General features: G+C 72.6%; 18 protein-coding genes. 10 read left to right on the forward strand and 8 right to left on the reverse strand.

Annotation, left to right across the window (positions count from 1 at the left end; genetic code table 11):
• Nucleotides 1-374: 374 nt before the first annotated feature.
• Nucleotides 375-1,802: an oxygenase MpaB family protein gene (locus tag ACIRPT_RS19445; RefSeq protein WP_403828482.1), complete on the reverse strand. Its 1,428-nt coding sequence runs from the start codon at nt 1,800-1,802 to the stop codon at nt 375-377.
• A 255-nt stretch (nt 1,803-2,057) separates the two neighbouring features.
• Here ACIRPT_RS19445 and ACIRPT_RS19450 point away from each other — a divergent pair, with 255 nt between their 5' ends.
• Both ACIRPT_RS19450 and ACIRPT_RS19455 read left to right on the forward strand, forming a co-directional pair.
• Nucleotides 2,058-3,104 carry an NADP-dependent oxidoreductase gene (locus ACIRPT_RS19450; protein ID WP_403828484.1) on the forward strand — a complete coding sequence of 349 codons (1,047 nt, stop codon included), beginning with the start codon at nt 2,058-2,060 and terminating at the stop codon, nt 3,102-3,104.
• 38 nt (nt 3,105-3,142) lie between these two features.
• Entirely contained in the window at nt 3,143-3,544 is a 402-nt protein-coding gene (locus ACIRPT_RS19455) for a MerR family transcriptional regulator (protein ID WP_403828486.1), read from the forward strand.
• Nucleotides 3,545-3,630: 86 nt separating this feature from the next.
• Here the strand turns inward: ACIRPT_RS19455 and ACIRPT_RS19460 are convergent, their stop codons facing one another.
• The 3 genes from ACIRPT_RS19460 to glgX all read right to left on the reverse strand — a co-directional run bounded on the left by ACIRPT_RS19460 (nt 3,631) and on the right by glgX (nt 9,889).
• Complete coding sequence (locus tag ACIRPT_RS19460) at nt 3,631-5,544, reverse strand: ABC transporter ATP-binding protein (protein WP_403828488.1); 1,914 nt, start codon at nt 5,542-5,544, stop codon at nt 3,631-3,633.
• A complete protein-coding gene (locus ACIRPT_RS19465) occupies nt 5,541-7,472 on the reverse strand; it encodes an ABC transporter ATP-binding protein (protein WP_403828490.1) in 1,932 nt (643 codons plus the stop codon). Before ACIRPT_RS19465 ends, ACIRPT_RS19460 begins: the two co-directional genes overlap by 4 nt.
• Before the next feature lie 146 nt (nt 7,473-7,618).
• Nucleotides 7,619-9,889 (reverse strand): glycogen debranching protein GlgX, encoded by a 2,271-nt coding sequence (glgX, locus tag ACIRPT_RS19470; RefSeq protein WP_403828492.1) that lies wholly within the window; start codon nt 9,887-9,889, stop codon nt 7,619-7,621.
• A gap of 427 nt (nt 9,890-10,316) precedes the next feature.
• Between glgX and ACIRPT_RS19475 the strand changes: the two genes are divergently transcribed.
• From ACIRPT_RS19475 to ACIRPT_RS19505, 7 genes are all read left to right on the forward strand, one after another.
• Nucleotides 10,317-11,468, forward strand: a complete 1,152-nt coding sequence (locus ACIRPT_RS19475; protein WP_403828647.1) for an Ig-like domain-containing protein — start codon at nt 10,317-10,319, stop codon at nt 11,466-11,468.
• A gap of 218 nt (nt 11,469-11,686) precedes the next feature.
• Nucleotides 11,687-12,925, forward strand: coding sequence for an Ig-like domain-containing protein (locus tag ACIRPT_RS19480; RefSeq protein ID WP_403828494.1), 1,239 nt, complete (start codon nt 11,687-11,689; stop codon nt 12,923-12,925).
• A gap of 93 nt (nt 12,926-13,018) precedes the next feature.
• Complete coding sequence (locus ACIRPT_RS19485; protein ID WP_403828496.1) at nt 13,019-13,786, forward strand: enoyl-CoA hydratase/isomerase family protein; 768 nt, start codon at nt 13,019-13,021, stop codon at nt 13,784-13,786.
• A 273-nt stretch (nt 13,787-14,059) separates the two neighbouring features.
• Nucleotides 14,060-14,587: an ATP-binding protein gene (locus ACIRPT_RS19490; protein WP_403501828.1), complete on the forward strand. Its 528-nt coding sequence runs from the start codon at nt 14,060-14,062 to the stop codon at nt 14,585-14,587.
• A 94-nt stretch (nt 14,588-14,681) separates the two neighbouring features.
• Nucleotides 14,682-15,113 (forward strand): hypothetical protein, encoded by a 432-nt coding sequence (locus ACIRPT_RS19495; protein WP_403828498.1) that lies wholly within the window; start codon nt 14,682-14,684, stop codon nt 15,111-15,113.
• A 61-nt stretch (nt 15,114-15,174) separates the two neighbouring features.
• Entirely contained in the window at nt 15,175-15,978 is an 804-nt protein-coding gene (locus ACIRPT_RS19500) for a DsbA family protein (protein WP_403828500.1), read from the forward strand.
• Complete coding sequence (locus tag ACIRPT_RS19505) at nt 15,975-16,817, forward strand: cytochrome c biogenesis CcdA family protein (RefSeq protein ID WP_403828502.1); 843 nt, start codon at nt 15,975-15,977, stop codon at nt 16,815-16,817. The genes ACIRPT_RS19500 and ACIRPT_RS19505 overlap by 4 nt, the downstream gene beginning before the upstream one ends.
• A 133-nt stretch (nt 16,818-16,950) precedes the next feature.
• On the opposite strand, the gene ACIRPT_RS19510 is transcribed toward ACIRPT_RS19505, so the two are convergent.
• The 4 genes from ACIRPT_RS19510 to ACIRPT_RS19525 all read right to left on the reverse strand — a co-directional run bounded on the left by ACIRPT_RS19510 (nt 16,951) and on the right by ACIRPT_RS19525 (nt 20,518).
• Complete coding sequence (locus ACIRPT_RS19510; RefSeq protein ID WP_403501838.1) at nt 16,951-17,313, reverse strand: hypothetical protein; 363 nt, start codon at nt 17,311-17,313, stop codon at nt 16,951-16,953.
• A gap of 154 nt (nt 17,314-17,467) precedes the next feature.
• Nucleotides 17,468-18,298 carry an ammonia-dependent NAD(+) synthetase gene (gene nadE / locus ACIRPT_RS19515; protein WP_403828504.1) on the reverse strand — a complete coding sequence of 277 codons (831 nt, stop codon included), beginning with the start codon at nt 18,296-18,298 and terminating at the stop codon, nt 17,468-17,470.
• Between the two features lie 178 nt (nt 18,299-18,476).
• On the reverse strand, nt 18,477-19,031 hold the full coding sequence (locus tag ACIRPT_RS19520) for a GH25 family lysozyme (protein WP_403501841.1): 555 nt from the start codon (nt 19,029-19,031) through the stop codon (nt 18,477-18,479).
• A 251-nt stretch (nt 19,032-19,282) separates the two neighbouring features.
• A complete protein-coding gene (locus ACIRPT_RS19525) occupies nt 19,283-20,518 on the reverse strand; it encodes a glycosyltransferase family 4 protein (protein ID WP_403828507.1) in 1,236 nt (411 codons plus the stop codon).
• 205 nt (nt 20,519-20,723) lie between these two features.
• On the opposite strand from ACIRPT_RS19525, the gene ACIRPT_RS19530 reads away from it, so the two are divergent.
• Nucleotides 20,724-21,467, forward strand: coding sequence for a response regulator transcription factor (locus ACIRPT_RS19530; protein WP_403501847.1), 744 nt, complete (start codon nt 20,724-20,726; stop codon nt 21,465-21,467).

Raw genomic sequence — 21,467 nt, forward strand, 5'->3', positions numbered from 1 at the left:
GTGTGGGGGGCGGGCCCCCGGGGGGTGGGGGGCCCGCCCGGGGGGGGGGGGGGGGGGGGGGCCGGGCGGGGGGGGGGGGGGGGGGCGCCCCCCCCCCCCCCCGCCCCGCCCCCCCCCCCCCCCCGCCGGACCGGCCGTGGCGCTCCGGGGGCGGCGCGATGGCGCCGGGGCCAAGGTCGCGAAGGTCCACGCACGACCCTGAAGGCCGCGACGCGCGATCACCGGCAACTGCCCGGCGCAGGCGGGGCCCGTCGGACCCGGCGCACGTACCTCACCTTCGTGAGCACCGGCTCCTGCGGCGCACTCGCCGGAATCCGGGCGCGGTGCGCAGCGGCGGTGCCTGCGGCCGGCGGGCTATCCGCACCGGCAGCGGGTCAGGGCCGTCCGAGCAGTCGGCTGCCTGCGGCGATGTCGGTTCGGGCGGTGAAGTATTCCGTGAAGCCGCGGACGAATTCCTCCTCGGTGATCCGGCCGTCGCCGTCGGTGTCGAGCTGCCGGAAGCCGTGGTTGAGCTCGGCGGGGTGGACGCGGGAGCCGCCGAAGACGGCGCGGTACTCGTCGGGGCTCAGATGGCCGTCGCCGTCGCTGTCGGCAGCGCGGAAGAGGGCACGCACCGCGATGTGCAGGCCCTTGTCGAGGTAGTCCGGGTCGCGGTCGACGCCCGCCGTCACGGCCTGTACGAACTCGGTGCGGTCGATGTGTCCGTCGTCGTCGGTGTCCATGGTGGCGCGCATGTGCTGCCACCAGGTCTCGAAGGCGTCGTACACCTCGGCCTCCCGCTCGGGCGTGAGTTCCAGCTGCCAGCAGACGTTGTGGGCCATGGCTTGCAGGTCGGCGGCGTCGATGCGCCCGTCACCGGTCTGGTCGAGGACCTGCCGGAAGAACGCGTCCACCCGCGCCGGGCGCGCGTCGGGGCGACGCGGGCGGCGGGGCCGCGGCACCCGCCCAGTGGCCGGGGCGACGCCGCCCCCGGCGGGCGGCGCGGACGCTGCGGTGCCGGTGGGCGGAATGCGGTAGCGCAGCCGCTCCGGCAGACGGGGCATCACCTGGCGCATGCCGTGGTGCAGGACCCAGGACAGCGCGGCGGCATGGCGGGTGCGGGGCAGCGCGAACTTTTCCCGGAAGGCGGGCGGCAGGTCGGCGAGGGTGAGCGCGCGAAGCGTGTGCGCGGCGAGCGTGCGCAGCAGCGGCCAGGCCGGCCGCAACGGCCCGAGCCGACCGGGCGCGGGCGCCTCGTGCAGCATCTCGTACAGCAGGTAGCGCACCGCCGTGCTGTACTCCAGCTCTTCGCGGATGGTGCGCTCGACATACGCGGGAACGTCGGCGGCGGTCGGTGGAAAGAGGGCATCGGGCAGTCCGAAGTCCGCGCACACGGACCGGAACTCGCCGTACAGCCGGTCGAGTTCGTCGGGGGAATAGGGGTCGCCGCACAGCTCACGCATGGCCGTGACCGACTCGTACAACGTCACCAGCACCCAGACGCGCACCTCGGGGTCCTCCGCCGAGAAGGGCCTTCCCTTGTCGTCGGTGCCGCGGATGCGGCGGTGGGTGCGTTCCAGCCGGGCGATCTCGCGGTGAAGGCCGTCGCGGTCGGAGAAGAACAGGCGCCTGCCGCTGTCCATGGTGTGCTCCATGCGGCGCCAGGGGTGGGCCCGGTAGGTGGAGAACCGGTCGGCGCCGGCCGCGACGACGGGGTGCGCGTTCTGCAGCACCAGCAGCCGCCAGGCCACCAGGGCGATGCGCCACTCACCGAGGCCGCGGCGCAGCAGGGAATCCGGGCCGGCGAGGACGGGGCTGGTCATAGGCATCTCCGGGGGTCCGGCGCGGGGTGCGCGGGCGGCGGTACAACGGGCGGATGGCCGGGCAGGCGTGCACGCCCGAACGGCCCAGAAGTAGCCGCACACCGGCTCCTGGAAGGAGCCGTCAACCGCAAACCACCCGTCCGTGTGGTCCGCCGCCGGGTGCCGCCCGTTTCCGTGGTGCGGCGAACGCCGATCAGCGGCGTCCCGTCGGACGGGTTGACCTTCACCCATGGGTCAATCCCTAGCGTCGGCGTCATGAACTCATCCCTGAAGAGCGCGGCGTCGTCCGGAAACTCCAGTCCTCGCGCGGGCCTGGAGGCCCGACTCGTCGCACGGCCCGATGGGCTTCCCGCTCTCGACGACTTCGAGATCGTCGAGGTCACCGTCCCGGATCCGGCGGCGGGCCAGGTGCTGGTGCGCAACCTGTTCATGTCGCTCGACCCCGGCATGCTCCTGCTGATGGGTGGCGACTCCCCGCTGCCGGCGCCGCGCTACGAGATCGGCGCGGCGATGTACGGGGACGCGGTCGGTGAGGTGATCGCCTCGGCTGATCCCTCGCTCAGCGAGGGGGACCTGGTGGTGCACCGGCTGGGCTGGCGGGACTACGCGGTGGCCGCGGCGGCTGCGTTCCGCCGCGTCGACAGGGCGGCCTACCCGTCTCCTTCTCTGCACCTCGGGTTCGGGCTGGTCGCCTACGTCGGGCTCATGGAAGCGGCCCAGCTGCGGCCCGGCGACACCGTCTTCGTGTCCAGCGCGGCAGGGGCGACGGGAGGCATGGCCGGTCAGATCGCCCGGCTCAAGGGAGCGGCCCGGGTGATCGGCAGCGCCGGTTCGCCGGCGAAGGCGGCCCACTTGACCGGGAGGCTCGGCTTCGACGCGGCCTTCGACTACCACGACGGTCCTGTCCTCGACCGGCTGCGCGAAGCGGCCCCGGACGGCATCGACGTCTACTTCGACAATGTGGGCGGCGAGCAGCTGCGGGCGGCCGTGGAGGTGATGAACGTGCACGGGCGCATCGCGGTCTGCGGAGCGCTCAACCGGCAGCGCACGGCCCGCCCGGACGACGGTCCCGGCGATCTGCTGAGCGTCCTCGGCAAGCGTCTGACCATCCGTGGTTTCACCTTGTGGGACCACCTGGACCGGGCTGCGGAGTTCGGCGAGCAGTTCCGCAACTGGCTGCGCGAGGGGTCGATCGTCTATGACGAGACGGTGGTCGACGGGCTGGCGAGCGCGCCGCAGGCGCTGCTCGATCTCGTCCGGGGCAGATACACCGGGAAGACGGTGGTCCGGATGGGGAGTTGACCTTGACGTACGCGTGAAGGTGTACAACGGGTCCGGAGGTGGCTGTATTGCTGATCGGCGAACTGGCCGCGACGGCGGGGACCACGACCCGCGCCCTGCGCTACTACGAGGAACAGGGGCTCCTGGAGTCCGAGCGGAAGACGTCCGGCTATCGCGTGTACCGCCCGGGCGCGGTGACCCGGGTCCGTAACATCCGTGCCCTGCTGGCCTCCGGGTTCACCGTCGAGGACGTGAAGTCCTTCGTGCGCTACCTCGACACCGATCTGCCCGAGGTGTTCGCGTACTCGCCGTCGTGCGCCGAGGGCTACGTCGTCGGCGCACGACGGGTGGCCGAACTGGAGGAGAAGATCGCGGCTCTCACCAGGATGCGCGACGTCCTCGTCCATCGGATGCCCTGGTTGGCCGCGGGAGACGATGCCGCGGAAGGACAGGCCGCCTGATCCGGGCCGGGTGACCCGGTCTCTCCTTCACCGCGCGTCCTCAGGCGGCACCGCGCATCGAGACGTGGACGGTGCATCCGTTGTGCCTACCCCACGCTCTCCCGCCATGCCTGGTGCAGATCCGCGAACCGGCCCCGGTCGGCGATGAGTTCGCCGGGCGGGCCGTCCTCGACCACGCGGCCGTCGGCCATGACCAGGACCCGGTCGGCCGTCTCGACCGTGGACAGGCGGTGGGCGATGACGACGGCCGTGCGGTCGCGCAGGACGGTGTCCATGGCGCGCTGCACCGCGCGCTCGCCGGGGATGTCCAGGGAGCTGGTGGCCTCGTCCAGGATGAGCACCGACGGGTCGGCGAGCAGGGCCCGCGCGAAGCCGACCAGCTGGCGTTGGCCGGCGGATATGCGGCCGCCGCGTTTGCGGACGTCGGTGTCGTAGCCGTCCGGCAGGGCGGCAATGAAGTCATGGGCGCCGATGGCCTTGGCGGCGCGTTCTATCTCCTCGCGGGTGGCCTCGGGGCGGCCGACGGCGATGTTGTCGGCGACCGTGCCGGAGAAGAGGAACGCTTCCTGGGTGACCATGACGACACCGCGGCGCAGCTCGGCGGCGGAGAGGTCGCGCAGGTCGACGCCGTCGAGGAGGATCCGCCCCTCGGTGGGGTCGTAGAAGCGGGCCAGCAGCTTGGCGAGGGTGGACTTGCCCGCTCCGGTGGCGCCGACCACGGCGACGGTCGTGCCGGCCGCGAGGGTCAGATCGAAGCGGGGCAGCACCTCGCCGCCGGTGCGGTAGGCGAAGCGTACGCCGTGGAAGGCGGCCTCCCGGCCGGGACGCTCGGCCGCGACGGCGGGCAGCGGAAGCGGCTGGGCGGGCTCGGGGACGGAGGGCCGCTGGGCGAGCAGCCCGGCGATCTTCTCCAGAGAAGCGGCCGCGGACTGATAGGAGTTGAGGAACATTCCCAGGCGGTCGATGGGGTCGTAGAGGCGGCGGAGATAGAGCGCCGCGGCGGCGAGCACGCCGAGCGCGAGACCGCCGACGGCGACGCGGTAGGCGCCCCACAGGACGATCGCCGCCACCGCGATATTGGCCACCGTCCGGGAGGAGACGACATAGCGGGCCATCTCCAGGATGGCATCGCCGTTGACCCGCTCGTGACGGCGGTTCAGCTGGGTGAACGCGGCGTCGTTGGGGCGCTCGCGGCGGAACGCCTGCACCGGGCGGATGCCGTTCATGGTCTCGGTGAACTTCACGATGAGGGCGGCGGTGGCGGTGGACTTCGTGCTGTAGACGCGCCGGGAGCGGCGCTGGTAGGAGCGCACGAGGAGGTACAGCGGCCCGGCGGAGGCGATGGCCGCGGCGCCGAGGCCGCCGTCCAGGTAGATGAGGGTCGCGGTGATGTAGAAGGTCTGGAGGACGACGGTGATCAGTTCCTGGAGGCCCTCGTCGAGGAGTTCGCGCAGCGATTCGACGTCGGTCGTGGCCCGGGAGATCAGCCGGCCGGACGTGTAGCGCTCGTGGAAATCGAGGCTCAGGGCCTGGCCGTGGCGGAAGATCCGGCCGCGCAGGTCGAGCAGGACGTCCTGGCTGACCCGGGCCGAGAAGAGGATGAAGGCGAACTGGAGGCCGCCGGAGACGGCGGCGCAGAGCCCGGCCGCCACCGCCACCGTGATCAGCGGTCCGTAGTCGTCCGCCCGGAGCGCCGGCACCGCGCGGTCGAGGGCGTAGGCGACGATCAGCGGGCCGGCCTGGACGGCGGCCTGCTGGAGCAGCAGCACGACGGCCGTGAGCAGGACGCGGCGCTTGTGCGGCGCCAGCAGCGAACGCAGGAGGGTGCGCGAGGCGCCCCGGGGGGTGGGGAGTACGTCCCGTTCGAAGGCATCGGCGTCGGCGGCGTCCGCCGCGTCGGGGGAGCCGGGGGCGGGATGCTGTCCCGGTGCGGCCGCGTCCCGGTCCGGGTGCGGGTCTTCCTGGCCGTCGGCGGGTGCGTTGGTCGTGGTGGTCGTCATCGGGCCTCCTCCCTCTCGCGGCGGCCGGCGTCGCCGGACATCAGCGCGGCGTACTCGGCGTTGTCCCGGAGCAGTTCGTGGTGGGTGCCGACGGCGGTTATCCGGCCGCCGGAGAGCAGCGCCACCCGGTCGGCGAGCAGGACCGTGGACGGCCGGTGGGCGACGACCAGGGCGGTGGTGGTGGCCAGCACCTGGCGCAGGGCCGCCTCGACGAGGGCCTCGGTGTGGACGTCGAGCGCGGAGAGCGGGTCGTCGAGGATCAGGAAGCGGGGGCGGCCGACCACGGCGCGGGCCAGCGCGAGTCGTTGCCGCTGTCCGCCGGACAGGCTCAGGCCCTGCTCGCCGACCTGGGTGGCGGTGCCCTCGGGCAGGGCGCGCACGAATCCTTCGGCCTGCGCCACCCCCAACGCCCTGAGAAGCTCGGTCTCTTGGGTGTCGTCGGAGCCGCTGCGGGCCATCAGGACGTTGTCCGCGACCGTCGCCGAGAACAGGGTCGGCTCCTCGAAGGCCATCGCCACCAGCGCGCGCGCCTCGTCCCGGCGGAGCGTCGCCAGATCCCGGCCGTCGAGGGTGATCCGGCCCGCGGTGGGGTCGTAGAGCCGCGGCACCAGCGCCGTCAGGGTCGTCTTCCCGCTGCCGGTGGCGCCGACCAGGGCCATGGTCTCGCCGGAACGGATGTGCAGGTCTATGCCGCGGAGGGTGGGAGGGACGCCGGCCGGGGCGTCGGGGTAGCGGAACTCGACGCCCTCGAAGCGCAGACCGCCCCTCTCGCCGGGGGGCCCGCTCACGGGGGCCGCCGCCGGGGCGCCCTGGGGCCCGGCCTTGGGCCCGGCCTTGGGCTCCGCCTCGGGATCCGCCGCGCGGCCCGTACCTTCCTCCGGCACGGTCTCCTCGTCCATGACCTCGAAGTACCGGTCCGTGGCCGTCGCCGCTTCATTGCTCAGGGCCAGCAGGAAGCCGATGGAATCCACCGGCCAGCGCAGCGCCAGCGCCGTGGAGAGAAAGGCGACGAGGGTGCCGGCGGACAGCGCGCCGTCGGCCACCTGGAGCGTGCCCAGCACCAGGGCCGTGCCGATCGCGATCTCCGGGAGCGTGGTGATGAAGCCCCAGATCCAGGCCAGCAGCCGCGCCTTGTGGAGTTCGGTCGTACGGACCCGGCGCGTCAGGTCCCGGAACGCGCGGGCCTGGCTGCGATGGCGGCCGAAGCCCTTGATGATCCGGATGCCGAGCACCGACTCCTCGACCACCGTCGCCAGATCGCCCAGCTGGTCCTGGGTCCGACGGGCGGCGAGCGCGTACTTGGCCTCGAAGACCGAGCACAGCACCATCAGGGGCAGCACGGGGGCGAGCAGCACCAGCCCCAGCGACCAGCGCTGCACCAGCAGAATCACACAGCCCACCACGATCGTCGTGCCGTTGACCAGCAGGAATATCAGCGGGAAGGCGAGGAAGAGGCGCAGCAGGGACAGGTCCGTCGTGGCGCGCGAGAGCAGCTGGCCGGAGGGCCAGCGGTCATGGAAGGCGACCGGCAGCCGCTGGAGTCGGCGGTAGAGCGCCTCACGCATCGCTGCCTCGACCGAGGCGAGCGGCCGCGCCACCAGCCAGCGCCGCAGCCCGAACAGCCCCGCCTCGGCGAGCCCGAGCACCAGCAGATACCCGCCGCCCAGCCACACGCCGCCCGGATCGCGCGCCGTCACCGGCCCGTCCACCAGCCACTTGAGGACCAGCGGGATCACCAGTCCGATGCAGGACGCGACCACCGCCACGACCGCGGCCATGAAGAACCGCACCCGCACCGGGCGGACGAACGGCCACAGGCGCAACAGCGAGCGCACCGCGGAGCGTTGCGCGTCGGCCGGCGGACGGGTCGGCGTCGTGGCGTCGGCAGGGGTCGGGTGTTCGGGCGTCGTCTGTGCGGTATCGGCCACACTCGCGAGCGTAAGGCGCATCACTGACAATGCTCATGCGGTTTTCGCCACGCGGAAGCCGCGGGGAGCCGAAAGCAGCCGCCGAACGCGGGGCGGAAAGCAGCCGCGGAAAGCGGGGCGCGCAAGGCACCGCACCCCGCCCCGCCTCAGCCCGGCACCGCCCGGAACAGCATCACCGTCCGCCCCGGCACGGTGACCGTGCAGCCCGCCGGATGCCGGGGCCCGGGTGCCCCCGCCACCGGCTGCTCCTCCCGCGCGGTGTCCAGGAGGAGCTCGTACGACGCCGCCCAGGGCGCGCCGGGCAGGGCGACGGGCCGGGGGTGGGGGTCCGCGTGCAATACGGCGAAAAAGCTGTCGTCGACGACGCGGATGCCGCGCGCATCGCGCTGCGCGATGTCGTTGCCGGAGAGGTACATCCCCAGGGTGGCCCCCGGCGCGTACCAGTCCTTTTCGGTCATCTCCGTACCGCCGGCGGTGAACCACGCCAGATCGCGCAGCCCGCCCCGCCGCTGCGGCCGTCCGGAGAAGAAGGCGCGGCGGCGCAGTACGGGATGGGCGCGGCGCAGCGCGATGAGGCGGGCCGCGAGGTCGGCCAGCGGCCGCCAGTGCGGGTCGTCGAGCAGCGACCAGTCGAGCCAACTGGTGGTGTTGTCCTGGCAGTAGGCGTTGTTGTTGCCGTGCTGGGTGCGGCCCATTTCGTCGCCGGCGACCAGCATCGGCACGCCGGTGGACAGGAGGAGGGTGGTCAGGAGGTTGCGGAGCTGGCGGCGGCGCAGGGCGGTGACGGCGGGTTCGTCGGTCTCGCCCTCGGTGCCGCAGTTCCAGGACCGGTTGTCGTGCGTGCCGTCGCGGTTGCTCTCGCCGTTGTCGGCGTTGCGCTTGTGCTCGTAGGTGACCAGGTCGCGCAGGGTGAAGCCGTCGTGCGCGGTGATGAAGTTGACGGAGGCGTAGGGGCGGCGGCCGCCCCAGGCGTAGAGGTCGCTGGAGCCGGAGAGGCGGTAGCCCAGGTCGCGGACGTCGCGCTGGGCGCCGCGCCAGAAGTCGCGGACGGTGTCGCGGTAGCGGTCGTTCCACTCCGTCCACAGGGGCGGGAAGGCGCCGACCTGATAGCCGCCGGAGCCCACGTCCCAGGGCTCGGCGATGAGCTTGACGCGGCGCAGCACCGGATCCTGTGCGATCACGGCGAGGAACGGCGAGAGCATGTCCACGTCGTGCAGGGAGCGGGCCAGCGCCGCGGCGAGGTCGAAGCGGAAGCCGTCCACGCCCATCTCGGTGACCCAGTACCGCAGCGAATCGGTGATCAGGCGCAGGACGTTGGGCTGGACGACATGCAGGGTGTTGCCGCAGCCGGTGTAGTCGGCGTAGCGGCGGGCGTCGCCCGCGAGGCGGTAGTAGCCGCGGTTGTCTATGCCCCGGAGGGAGAGCGTGGGGCCCCTTTCGCCGGCCTCCGCCGTGTGGTTGTAGACGACGTCGAGGATGACCTCGATCCCGGCGTCGTGCAGCGCCCGCACCATGCGCTTGAACTCGCCGACCTGCTGGCCGCGGGTGCCGGTGGCGGCGTATCCGGCGTGCGGCGCGAAGTAGCCGATGGAGTTGTACCCCCAGTAGTTGCGCAGCCCCCGGCGCACCAGGTGGTCCTCGTGCGCGAACTGGTGGACCGGCAGCAGCTCGACGGCGGTGATGCCGAGCCGGACCAGGTGTTCCAGCGCGGCGGGGTGCGCCAGCCCCGCGTAGGTGCCGCGCAGATGCTCCGGGATGCCGGGGTGGCGCATGGTGAAGCCGCGCACATGCAGCTCGTAGAGGACGGAATCCGGCCAGGGCGTCTTGGGCCGGCGGTCGTCCCGCCACTCGTCGTCACCCCCGTCATCCCCTTCCTCGCCCGTGCCATCGGCGACGACCACGCCCTTGGGGACGTACGGCGCCGAATCGCGGTCGTCGCGCACCGTGTCGGCGACCCGCTGCTCCGGCCAGTCGCGGACGTGACCGTAGAGCTGGGCGGGCAGCGCGCGCCCGGCGCCCACCCTCTCCGTACAGGTGCCGAAGTCACCGTCCACGGCCCGGGCGTACGGGTCGAGCAGCAACTTGGCCGGATTCCAGCGGGCACCGGACCAGGGGTCCCAGCGGCCGTGCACCCGGTAGCCGTAGCGCTGCCCGGGGCGCACGCCGGGCAGGAAGCCGTGCCAGATCTCATGGGTCAGTTCGGTGAGCGGATGGCGCGTCTCGCGTTCCTCGTCGTCGAAGAGACAGACCTCCACGGCCTCGGCGCCACCCGCCCACAGGGCGAAGTTGGTGCCCGCGACGCCGTCGGGGGCCGTGCGGTAACGGGCCCCGAGGGGCGTGGGGCTGCCGGGGCGGATGACGGCGGGCGGGGCGAGTGGTCCGTCCTCGACCGTCTCCTGCTCGGGTGCGCTCGACACGTGCCGGCCTCCTGGGGCTCATGGCTCGGTCGGGCGGCGGCCCGTGCAGGCGGGAACCCCCCCAGCGTGGGCTGGGGGAGTCCCGGCCGTGCGTTCGTGTCTCCGCCCTCCCCGTTGTTCTGCCCGCAACCGGGCGTTGCCTCACGTTTCCCGTCGGCGTGGGGCCGTCTTGGCGGGCCGGTGACATCTGGTGACATTCCGCGGGTTAACATTCCGCATCGTTCCGCAATCTTCCGCCACAATGCGGCACATGACCGGCGGTGAGATGCGCTCAGTGAAGGATCCGGCGAAGGGGCCGGCGACGGTCCTGGCCGAAGACCCGGCTCAGGGCCCGCCCCATGGCCCGGCCGGCGCAGGGGCACCGGCGCGGGTACGCACGCGGGTGTGCCGCCGTTCCCGTACCGCCCTCGTCGTCCTGGGCGTTCTGATGGCCGCGGTGCTGCCCGTCGGCTGCGGCTCTTCGGACGGGAGCGGCGGCGACAAGCCGCCCGCCCCGGAGCCGGCGATCCGGGTCGTCCCGCGCGACGGCGCGCACGGCGTACGGGCCGGCGGCCGGCTCGAGGTGCGGGTGCCCGCCGGGCGGCTGGAGCGCGTCGAGGTCCAGCGGACCGGGGACGCGGGCCGGCAGCGGGTCGCCGGCCGGATCTCGCCCGACGGGCTGTTCTGGCGCCCGGCGGGCGGCGCGCTCACCCCCGGCTCCCGGTACACCGTCGACGCGGTGGCCCTGGACACCGCCGGCCACCGCTCCGCCCGCCACACCACCTTCACCACCTCCGTGCCCCGTGGCCGGTTCGCCGGCTTCTTCTCGCCCGAGGACGGCACCACCGTCGGCACCGGCATGATCGTCTCGCTGGAGTTCAACCGGCCGATCGCCGACCGCGCGGCCGTCGCACGCGCCGTCACGGTGACCGCCCGCCCCGCCGTCGAGATCGCCCCCCACTGGTTCGGCGACCGGAGGCTGGACTTCAGGCCCCGTAAACGCTGGAAGCCGGGCACCGACATCTCCGTCGACCTGCGGCTGCGCGGTGTGCGGGCCGGGCCGAACACATACGGCACGCAGCGCAAAACGATCCACTACCGCGTCGGCCGCGACCAGATCACCACCGTCGACGCCGCCCGGCACACCCTGACGGTGCGCACCGGCGGGCGGGTGTCGGCCACCTTCCCGGTCACCGCGGGCGACGTCGAGAACCCCACCTACAACGGGAAGATGGTGATCCTGGAGCGCCGCTCGGTGACCCGGATGAGCGGGCTCACCGTCGGCTTCGGCGGCGAGTACAACATCCCGGACGTACCGCATGCGATGCGCCTCACCAGGTCCGGGACCTTTCTGCACGGCAACTACTGGGCGCGGCCCCGGGTCTTCGGCGGCGCCAACACCAGCCACGGCTGCGTGGGCCTCAGGGACATCAAGGGCGGCGGCCGCGCCACCCCGGCCGGCTGGCTGTTCCGCCACTCGATCGTCGGCGACACCGTCAAAGTGCGCCACTCCCGGGGCGGCACCCTCGCGCCGGACAACGGTCTCGGCGGCTGGAACATGCCGTGGGAGAGGTGGCGGCGCGGCAGCGCGGTGGGCTGAGACGGGGCGCGGGCGGGGACTCGCGCCCGCGGCCGCCGCGGTCGTCCCCGGTACGTGCGACGGATCCCGGGTACGTGCGACATGTGCCGGGTACTTGGGACGGAACGGTGACATCGGCGGGGAGTTCGCCGTCACCGCCGTGTGGTTATCTAACGGCAAGCGCGCGGCGCGTCCGCGCGCGGGGGACCGCGGCCGTGCGAGGGGAAAAGGGGCCAGTCGTGAATGTGCAGCCGAATGCGGGGGAGCCGGCTCGCCGGCGGCGGTGGCCACACAAGGGGGGCGGTGCGCTCGCCCTGGTGCTCGGCTCGATGCTGCTGCTGGTGACCGCGTGCGGCGGCGACGCCGCGGAGAAGAAGCCGGCCGGCAAGGCGGGCGGCGACAAGGCCGCTTCGCGGGCCGCAGTAACGATTGCTCCCAAGGACGGCGCGGACGACGTCGCCACCAGCGGCGCGCTGAAGGTGACCGCCGACAAGGGCCGGCTGAAGTCCGTCGTGGTCAAGGACGGCAAGGGCAATGAGGTCGCCGGGAAGATATCCGGCGGCGGTGCCCGGTGGCAGCCCAGCGGCCATCTGGGCGCCTCGACGGAGTACACCGTCGACGCGGTGGCGGTGGACAGCCGGGGCCGCGAGGCCGCCGAGCACTCCACGTTCACCACCCTCGTCCCCAAGAACACCTTCATCGGCCGGTACAGCCCCGAGAACGGCCAGCAGGTCGGCGTCGGGATGCCGGTCTCCATCCGCTTCACCCGCGGCATCACGGACCCCAAGGCCGTCGAGGACGCCATCAAGGTCACGGCGAAGCCGTCCGTACCGGTCGAGGGCCACTGGTTCGGCAACGACCGCCTCGACTTCCGCCCCGAGAAGTACTGGGCGGCCGGCACCAAGGTCACCCTCAAGCTCGACCTCAACGGCGTCGAGGGCCGCCCCGGCGTCTACGGCACCCAGGCCAAGGAGGTCTCGTTCACCATCGGCCGCAGCCAGGTGAGCACCGTCGACGCCAGGTCGAAGATGATGACCGTGGTCCGCGACGGCAAGAAGATCAAGACCATCCCGATCACCTCCGGCGCGCCGGGCACCGAGACCTACAACGGCCAGATGGTGATCAGCGAGAAGCATCCGGTGACGCGGATGAACGGCGACACCGTCGGCTTCGGCGGCGAGTACGACATCAAGGACGTGCCGCACGCCATGCGGCTGAGCACGTCCGGCACGTTCATCCACGGCAACTACTGGTCCGGCAGGCCGACGTTCGGCACCCGTAACGCCAGCCACGGCTGTGTGGGCCTGTTCGACCAGCGCGGCGGCGGCGACAGTTCGACCCCGGCGGCGTGGTTCTTCAACAACTCCCGCATCGGCGATGTGGTCATCGTCAAGAACTCGCACGACGAGACGATTCAGCCGGACAACGGCTTCAGCGACTGGAACCTCTCCTGGGAGAAGTGGAAGGCCGGGCAGTAGCGGCCCCCGAGCGCTTCCTGACGGCGGCGGGCCCGGTGCACTGTGACGCAGCGCACCGGGCCCACCGCCGTTAACGGGGACTAACCTTTCCTCATGACTGTGAACCTCGAGGTCGCCGACGGCGTCGGCACCATCCGCCTGGACCGCCCGCCGATGAACGCACTGGACATCGCCACCCAGGACCGGCTGCGCGAGCTGGCCGAGGAGGCCACCCGCCGCGACGATGTGCGCGCCGTGGTGATCTGGGGTGGCGAGAAGGTGTTCGCGGCCGGTGCGGACATCAAGGAAATGCAGGCCATGGACCACGCGGCCATGGTCGTCCGCTCGAAGGCCCTGCAGGACTCGTTCACCGCCGTGGCCCGGATCCCCAAGCCGGTGGTCGCCGCGATCACCGGCTATGCGCTGGGCGGCGGCTGCGAGTTGGCGCTCTGCGCCGATGTCCGGATCGCGGCCGACAATGCCAAGCTCGGCCAGCCCGAGATCCTGCTCGGCCTCATCCCGGGCGCCGGCGGCACCCAGCGGCTGGCCCGGCTGGTGGGCCCGTCCAAGGCCAAGGACCTGATCTTCACCGGACGGCACGTCAAGGCCGACGAGGCGCTGACCATCGGCCTCGTCGACCAGGTGGTGCCCGCCGCCGAGGTCTACGAGCGGGCACACGCCTGGGCGTCCCGGCTGGCGGCCGGCCCGGCGCTCGCGCTGCGGGCCGCCAAGGAATCCGTCGATGCGGGTCTGGAGACGGACATCGACACCGGCCTGACGATCGAACGGAACTGGTTCGCGGGGCTCTTCGCGACCGAGGACCGGGAGACCGGAATGCGCAGCTTCGTCGAGGAGGGCCCGGGCAAGGCCAAGTTCCGCTGAAACGCCTGGTGTTGACGAGGCGCATGGTGTTTGGCCGGGACGTGATGCCTCGTGTGGGCGAATTGCGGAAAACTTAATCCAGACTTAAGGGCACCTTGTCGACGTCGGCGGATGACCTTCCGTCCGCTGCGCGTTCGCGCAGGTCAGTTGGGTGCGCCGGAGCCTTGACTGCCGTTGGCATATGTCTCGCGGGAGGTAGGAATCGACGATTCCGGACAACGGATTCCGTCGGTTCCTCCACCGTGACCGCCCAGTAGCAGCCATGATGGGGGCATGGCGGGCCTCGAAGGTATGGAGCAGCCGCGGCCGCGGAGCGGCACGGCCGCCGCACGCTGGGACACCCCCGGTGCGGACGGAGCGCCGGCGACGCCGGTGCCGAACGGCCCGCTCTCCGGACTCGAACTGATCGGCGATCCGACGCTCGACGAGGTACGACTGCCCTCGCGCCCCCAGTCCGCGCGCATCGCCCGGCGGCTGACCGGCTGCGTCCTCCTCAAGCAGTGGTCCCTGAGCCCGCAGCTCGCCGAGCACGGCATTCTCCTCGTCTCCGAGCTGGTCGGAAACGCCGTACGGCACACCGGCGCCCGCTGCTTCGCGCTGCGCATGCTGCGCCGCCGCGGCTGGATCCGCATCGAGGTGCGCGACCCCTCCCGCGGACTGCCGTGCCTGATGCCGGTGCAGGAGATGGACACCAGCGGCCGCGGCCTCTTCCTCGTCGACAAGCTCTCCGACCGCTGGGGCGTGGATCTGCTGCCGCGCGGCAAGACGACCTGGTTCGAGATGCGGGTCGGCGACCGCTGATACGGCGCCGGGGCCCCGGGCGCCCCGGTGCGCGGCCGGCGGTCCGTAGGATGGGCAGTTCCTACTCGCGCGCCAGGCATCCGGAGGGGAGGACATGTCCGGGCATCCGCAGCTGCACCGTGTACGCCGCTCACCGGCGATGACGCTGCTGCTTCTCCTCGCGGTCACCTTCGGGCCGATGCTGTGCCGGACCGGCGGCGACCAGGACCGGCCGGCGGGCCCGTTGGCCATGGCGGCCGCCTCGGCGGCACGCACGGCCGCCTCCGCACCCGGCCGGCCGGACGCCGCCGACGCGCCCCTCGCCGTCGCCGACGCCCCCAAGCGCTGCTCGAACCAGCACGCCCCGGCGCCCAACGAGTCCGCGCCGCTGCCCACCCCGCACCGCGCCGAGCCCCTGGCGCCCGCCGCCACCGGCCCCGCGCCGCTCGCCGTCGACGCCGCCGCGCAGTTCGCGCTGGCCCGGCCGCCCACCGGCAGCGCGCCCGCCACCGACCACACCGCGCTCCTTCCCGTACTGCGGATCTAGGCCGTCGCACCCGACGACCGGCCTCACCTTTCCTCTCCGTACGTACCTCTGGAGCTTTCGCATGCCCAAGTCCCACCCGCCCGCTCCCACCGCCTCTCCCACCGCCTCTCCCACCCGCAAACTGGCCGCCATCGGCGCGATCGTGGCCCTCGTGGTGGCCGTGCTCGCCGTGGCCGTCGCCGTCGGCAAGGCCGTCGAGGGCGGTCGTGACGGCGGCGGCGCCGGCGCGCCGCGGGCCGCCGCCTCGGGGCCTCCCCAGGAGGACCCCGCACAGCAGAAGATGTTCGATGACCTCGCCCGGCGGACCAGCAGGCGCGAGGGCGGCGATCCGCTCGCCGTCGGCAAGAAGGACGCCCCGGTCGTCCTCGTCGAATACGCCGACTACCAGTGCTCGTTCTGCGGCCGCTTCACCCGCGAGACCCAGCCCGAGCTGATCAAGAAGTACGTCGACGCGGGCACCCTGCGCATCGAGTTCCGTAACTTCACCATCTACGGCGCCGACTCCGAGCGCGCCGCCCGCGCCTCCTGGGCCGCCGGGCAGCAGGGCAGGTTCTGGCAGCTGCACGACGAGCTGTACGCCACGACCCGCAAGGGCGATGCGCTGGCCGAGGACAAGCTCGTCGACATGGCGCGCGCGAGCGGGGTGCCGGACCTCGGCAAGTTCCGTACGGACATGAAGAGCGCGGCCGCCGAGCGGGCACTGAAGCGGGACCAGGACGAGGGCTACGGCCTCGGGGTGCAGTCCACGCCGTCGTTCCTGATCAACGGCCGGCCGGTCTCCGGGGCCCAGCCCACCGAGGTCTTCGCACAGGCCGTCCGGGACGCGGCGGCGCGGGCGGCGAAGAAGGAGGCGGCCGGGAAGTGACGGACATCGGTTACCTCGCGGCGTTCCTGGGCGGCGTACTCGCCCTGCTCAGCCCGTGCAGCGCGCTGCTGCTGCCGGCCTTCTTCGCCTACTCGCTCGCCAACCCCGGGCGGCTGCTGGCCCGTACCGGCGTCTTCTATCTGGGGCTCGCCACCACGCTGGTCCCGCTCGGCGCGGCGAGCACGGCGGCCAGCCGGCTGTTCAACGGCCACCGCGATCTGCTGACCACCATCGGCGGCTGGGTCGTCATCGCGATGGGCCTCGCCCAGATCCTGGGCCTGGGCTTCGCCTCCCGGCGCGCCCAGGCCGCCGCGGCCAGGATCACCCCGCGCTCGGCCTTCTCCACCTTCCTCCTCGGCTGCGTCTACGGCCTGACGGGCTTCTGCGCGGGCCCGATCCTGGGCGCCGTGCTGACGGTGACGGCGGTCAGCGGCTCGCCGGTCTACGGCGCCTCGATGCTCGCCGTCTACGCGCTCGGCATGGCGCTGCCGCTGTTCGTGCTCGCGCTGCTGTGGGACCGCTTCCGGCTCGGCAGCCGGGGCTGGCTGCGCGGCCGGGCCTTCACCGTCGGCAGGCTGCAGCTGCACACCACGTCCGTTGTGTCCGGCGCCTTCTTCATCGGCATCGGCGTGCTCTTCCTGCTCTTCGGCGGGGCCGGCGCGCTGCCCGGTGTGCTCGACGCGGACGCCGAATTCGGGCTGGAGGAATGGGCGACGCGGATCGGGAACGGCGTACCGGACGCCGTTCTGCTCGCCGTCGTCGCGCTGGCCGTGGCCGCGGTACTGGGGCGGATCGCGCTGCGCCGGCCGGAGCGGCGGACCGAGAGCGCGGAGGAGTAGGGCGGAAAGCCGCGCGGCGGGGCGCCGCGCGGCTCGCGGCCGCCGGGCCCGGATGCCGCGGCCTCAGCGCTGGGCATCGAGCGCACGGCATCGAGCGCCCTGCCTCAATAGGCCCCGTCTCAGGCGCCCGGCCTCAAGCGCTCTGCCGTGGCCGGCCGTGCAGCTGCAGATGGGGGCGGCGCCGGCGCAGATGCGGATGCGGATGCTGGGCGTCCGCCCGGCGTCGCCGGTCGTTGCACAGCAGGCATTTGCCGTAGCCCGGCGGAAGCGGATCCTCTGGGTCGCCGTACAAGGGGTCGACCGCGCCATTGGGGTGGTCGGCGCAGCCCGTCGGGCTGGTCTCGGCGCCCAGCGCGCCCGCGACGGTCAGCGCCCGGCGCAGGACGTCGACGAGCTGGTCTGCGTCGCGCCGGGTCGGCGCGTGCTGGAGGGCGGAGGCAATGTCGGAGGCGGTGGTCAGCGCGGTCTGGAGTTCGCGCAGGTCTGCGTAACCCATGCCTCGGAGAGTAGGCGCCCCCACTGACAATTGATCTTGAGATCGCACTTCGCGGCTTCCCATGGCCGCATGCATTCCCGCCCGGGCCCACGGTTTACCACCGCTGCGGTGACCGGCGCCTGGACGGGCGATGACAGATGGGGGCGCGGAGCCCTCAGGGAGCGATGGGCAGGACCCGCTTGTGCTCGGTGAGGCGGTAGCGGCGCACGATCGCCTGGAAGGCGGCGGCGTCGACCGTCCCGCCCTCCAGGAAGTCGTCGATCTGGTCGTAGCTCACCCCGAGCGCGTCCTCGTCGGGCTTGCCCGGGTCCAGCGTCTCCAGGTCGGCCGTCGGGACCTTCCACACCAGCTCGCCCGGTGCGCCGAGGACCTCCGCCACGGCGCGCACCCGGCGCTTGGTCAGCCCGGTGAGCGGGACGACATCGGCCGCGCCGTCGCCGAACTTCGTGAAGAAGCCGGAGACCGCCTCGGCCGCGTGGTCGGTGCCCACGACCAGGCCGTCATGGGCGCCGGCGACCGCATACTGCGCGATCATGCGCTGCCGGGCCTTGATGTTGCCCTGGACGAAGTCCTGGTGGTGCGCGTCACGGAAGGCGATGCCGCCGTCCACCGCCGCCGCCAGCGCCGCATCGCTCGCGGGGCGGATGTCGACGGTCAGCTCCTTGTCGGCGCGGATGAACTCCAGCGCCAGCTGCGCGTCCTTCTCGTCCGCCTGGACGCCGTACGGCAGCCGCATCGCGAAGAACGTGGCGTCGTGCCCGGCGGCGCGGGCCCGCTCCACGGCGAGCTGGCACAGCCGGCCCGCGGTCGTGGAGTCGACGCCCCCGCTGATGCCCAGCACCAGCGACCGCAGACCGGTGGACGTCAGCCGCTCCGTGAGGAACGTCACCCGGCGCTCGATCTCCCGCTCGGCGTCGAAGGACGCGCTCACCTGGAGATCCCGGGCGATCTCCTCCTGCAGGGCCTTGTCCGCCGGGTCGGTCACGGCTGCTCCTCTGGTCTGTGTCTGCCGTGCGCTGATCGTGCGCGTGGTGCTGGTGGTACGTGTGGTGCGGGTCGTGCGTGGGGCTGGTCGTACGTGGTGCGGTACGGGTCGTGCGGGTACCGGCACCGCTCGTCGTGCCGGTCGCCCGATCGTACGAATAATGCCAATGGAGGAAACCTTATGCCGGGTGCGCCCATTTCTTGAGCGCGGCCTTGCTCTCGAAGTCCGCGACGTCCTTGTCCAGCGGCCGGTCGGTGTACTGGTGGATGCGCCACTTCGCCTTGATCCGGGGGTGCCCGGCGGAGACGTAATCGGCGATCCACAGTCCGTCCGCGGCATACGACGTGGTGTCGTGATTGAGCCAGAAATCGCGGTTGCAGTAGAGCATCACGCGGTGCGTGGGCCGCAGCTTCTTGACCTCCAGCAGGAACTGGTCCTTCTGCGCGTTGCTCGCGTAGGTCCCCTCCCCGGTGCGCTCCCAGTCGGCGGCGAGGATGTCGCCCTGCACCGAGGCGCACTTCTCGACGAAGTATCTGGCCTGCGCCGCGATGTTCCCCGGCCACAGGAAGTGGTAGAAGCCGACCACGCAGCCCGCCTTACGGGCCTTCGCCGCCTGCGACGACTGATGCGGGTTGATGTAGGAGCGGCCCTCGGTGGCCTTGACGAATACGAAGTCCAACCCCGCGGTGGAATACGAGGTGTTGTACGAGCTGACATCGACACCATGCAGCATGCGCGGCCTCCTGCCGATCGGACCTGCGCTCCGGATCCCCGATGCGAAGCGTCATCTGAGTCAACTGCTCGAAGCATCCTGAGAGTTCCAGCAGTTCAGCATGTTCATGGTCCGAGACGCCAGATTGCGGCGGCGAAGTTCCCTACGGAAACGATGTGTTGGCGGGGTCCGGGGGCAAGCGGGAGGGACCGGGGGCAGGGGGCGGGGCCGGTCCCGCCGACCGGACCGGCCCCGCCCGCTCGGGTTGCGGCTCAGCCCGCCGCGCCGCCCGGCCGCCGGATCCGCCGCAGCAGCGCCCGTACGCGCCGGCGGGCCAGGCCCAGGGCGCGCCGCGCCGCCCGGCTGCGCCGCGTGGCCCGCAGCTCCTCGAAGAGCAGCCGATAGCGCTCGGCGATCGGTTCCGGGTCGTAGCGGCGGGCGCTCGCCAGCGCCGCACCGGCCATCCGGCGGCGCCGCGCCGGATCCTCGACCAGCTCCAGCAGTCCGGCGGCCAGCGCCTCCCCGTCGCCGAGCGGCACCAGCAGCCCGTTCCCGCCGTTGTCGATGATCTCGGCAGGGCCGAGCGGACAGTCGGTGCTGACGACCGGTACACCGCAGCGCATCGCCTCGACGAGGGTCATGCCGAACGATTCGGCGTCCGAGGCCGACGCGACGATCGACGCCTTGGCGAACTCCGCCTCGATCGGCGAGCGCGGCCCGGTCAGCTCCGCCCGCCCGCCGAGACCCAGCCCGTCGATCAGTTCCTGGAGCTGCGCCCGCTCGGCGCCGCCGCCGTGGATCCGCAGCCGCCACTGGGGGTGCTTGGCGGCGACCGCGGAGAACGCCTCTATCAGCAGGTCGAAGCGTTTGCCGCGGACCAGCCGGCCGGCCGCGGCGATCACCGTCGAGGTGCCGTCGGAGGGCGCGGCGTCCGGCGCCGGCACGATGTTGGGCACGGCCAGTACCCGCACGCCCGGCAGCGGCATCCGCGCGCGGTAGACCGCCGCATCGGCCTCGGTGGTGGTGACCACGGCGTCCAGCGTCCGGTAGTGGCGGGCGAGTTCGGCCCGTAGCCGCTTGCCGTGCGCATCGTGCCGCAGATGCTCCTGGGCGATCCGCAGGGCCCGGCGCGGGCCGAAGCGGGCGAGGTAGACATTGATGCCGGGGCGGGTGCCGATCAGCACGTCCGCGTCCGTCGTGCGCAGGAATCGCGCCGCCCGGACATCGGTCAGCCGGCTGTACTGGTGGTGCCGCTTCTCGGTGGCGGGGAAGTCCCGGGCGGGCTCGCCGAAGAGCGGATCCGCCATGTCGTCGCTGCCGACCCTGGTGTCCACCAGGGGCACCAGCCGCACCCGTGGGTCCAGGGTGAACCGCGGGACCTCGCGGTGCCGCATCATCGAGACGATCTCGACGTCGTGCCGGCCGGCGAGGGCCGCGGCCAGGTTGAAGGTGGTGCGGATGGTGCCGCCGATGGCGTAGGCGTTGTGCAGCAGGAGGGTGATCTTCATTCGGTGTCTTCCCGGGGCCCTTTGGGCGGGGCCCGTCGCCGTGGCCGGCCGGTCCGGCATCGGGCCACGGTTGCGGTAAGGGGTAAGCCCCCGGCGTGGTCCTGGTGAGAGGCCGGTAAGAGCTGGGGGTGAGAGCCCGGTAAGAAAGCCCCCGGCCGGGCGGCCCGGCCCGGTCGCACCGCCGCGGCCTTGGCAGACTTGCCGGGTGACCCATCTGGTACTGCTCGCCGAGGACGACCGCCCGATCCGCACCGCACTGGAGCGGGCCCTCACCCTGGAGGGATACCGGGTGATCGCCGTCGCCGACGGCATCCAGGCGCTCGCCGCGGCGCACCGCGAGCGGCCGGATGTGATCCTGCTCGATGTGATGATGCCGGGCATCGACGGGCTCCAGGTGTGCCAGGTGCTGCGCGCCGAGGCGGACCGCACCCCGGTCCTGATGCTCACCGCCCGGGTCGAGACCGCCGACCGGATCGCCGGGCTGGACGCCGGTGCCGACGACTATGTCGTCAAGCCCTTCGAGGTCGAGGAGGTCTTCGCCCGGCTGAGGGCGCTGCTGCGGCGGACGGCCCCGGCGGGCGACGGCGGCCAGGCCGAGCACTCCCAGGACGGCAACGAGCCCCAGGACGAGAGCCGGGCGGCGGACTCCGGCCTCGTCGAGGCGGCCGATCTGCGCATCGACGGCCCCTCCCGCCGGGCCTGGCGCGGTGAGCGCGAGCTGGAGCTGACCCGCACCGAGTTCGAACTGCTGGAACTGCTCGCCCGTAATGCCGGGATCGTCCTCGATCACTCGACGATCTACGACCGGATCTGGGGCTACGACTTCGGCCCCGGCTCGAAGAACCTCGCGGTCTACGTGGGATATCTGCGCCGCAAGGTCGATGTGCCCGGCACCCGGCCGCTGATCCACACCGTGCGGGGCGTCGGCTACGTCCTCCGGGAGGACTGA

The organism is Streptomyces sp. NPDC101227, assembly GCF_044767545.1.
Classification (GTDB): Bacteria; Actinomycetota; Actinomycetes; order Streptomycetales; family Streptomycetaceae; genus Streptomyces.

Bases quoted from the DNA above. Each gene is read 5' to 3' on its own strand.
- ACIRPT_RS19445 (WP_403828482.1), bottom strand. From the start codon at position 1,802: ATGACCAGCCCCGTCCTCGCCGGCCCGGATTCCCTGCTGCGCCGCGGC.
- ACIRPT_RS19450 (WP_403828484.1), top strand. From the start codon at position 2,058: ATGAACTCATCCCTGAAGAGCGCGGCGTCGTCCGGAAACTCCAGTCCT.
- ACIRPT_RS19460 (WP_403828488.1), bottom strand. From the start codon at position 5,544: ATGACGACCACCACGACCAACGCACCCGCCGACGGCCAGGAAGACCCG.
- ACIRPT_RS19475 (WP_403828647.1), top strand. From the start codon at position 10,317: ATGGCCGCGGTGCTGCCCGTCGGCTGCGGCTCTTCGGACGGGAGCGGC.
- ACIRPT_RS19485 (WP_403828496.1), top strand. From the start codon at position 13,019: ATGACTGTGAACCTCGAGGTCGCCGACGGCGTCGGCACCATCCGCCTG.
- ACIRPT_RS19490 (WP_403501828.1), top strand. From the start codon at position 14,060: ATGGCGGGCCTCGAAGGTATGGAGCAGCCGCGGCCGCGGAGCGGCACG.
- ACIRPT_RS19495 (WP_403828498.1), top strand. From the start codon at position 14,682: ATGTCCGGGCATCCGCAGCTGCACCGTGTACGCCGCTCACCGGCGATG.
- ACIRPT_RS19500 (WP_403828500.1), top strand. From the start codon at position 15,175: ATGCCCAAGTCCCACCCGCCCGCTCCCACCGCCTCTCCCACCGCCTCT.
- ACIRPT_RS19510 (WP_403501838.1), bottom strand. From the start codon at position 17,313: ATGGGTTACGCAGACCTGCGCGAACTCCAGACCGCGCTGACCACCGCC.
- ACIRPT_RS19520 (WP_403501841.1), bottom strand. From the start codon at position 19,031: ATGCTGCATGGTGTCGATGTCAGCTCGTACAACACCTCGTATTCCACC.
- ACIRPT_RS19525 (WP_403828507.1), bottom strand. From the start codon at position 20,518: ATGAAGATCACCCTCCTGCTGCACAACGCCTACGCCATCGGCGGCACC.